Source organism: Liquorilactobacillus sicerae, assembly GCF_029916425.1.
GTDB lineage: Bacteria > Bacillota > Bacilli > Lactobacillales > Lactobacillaceae > Liquorilactobacillus > Liquorilactobacillus sicerae.
On sequence record NZ_JAHAVQ010000252.1, the window covers coordinates 1 to 443 of the forward strand.

Annotated in this window: 1 pseudogene; it reads left to right on the forward strand. The window is 49.9% G+C overall.

What is annotated here, in order from left to right:
* Window positions 1-443 (forward strand): annotated as a pseudogene (locus KH893_RS12290) (tryptophan synthase subunit beta); the annotation flags it as partial.

Sequence of the window (443 nt, forward strand, 5' to 3'; positions counted from 1 at the left end):
CTATATTATGGGTTCGGCGACTGGGCCGTACCCGTTTCCTTTAATGGTTCGAGATTTTCAAAGTATCATTAGCAAGGAAGCTCGGCAACAAATTCTTAGTCAAACAGGAAAATTACCAGATGCTGTAGTGGCCTGTGTTGGCGGCGGCAGCAACGCAATCGGCAGCTTTGCCAATTTTATTGATGATAAATCCGTGCAGTTGATCGGCTGTGAAGCTGCCGGCAAGGGCCTTGACACACCGCTGACGGCTGCGACGGTCGAAAGGGGTAGTGAAGGCATTTTTCACGGCATGAAATCGCTTTTTATGCAAAACGATGACGGTCAGATCAATCCGGTTTACTCGATCGCGGCTGGTTTAGATTATCCAGGTGTTGGGCCTGAACATGCCTATTTGGCCGAAAGCGGGCGGGCGAAATATGTCGGTATTACCGATGACCAGGCTG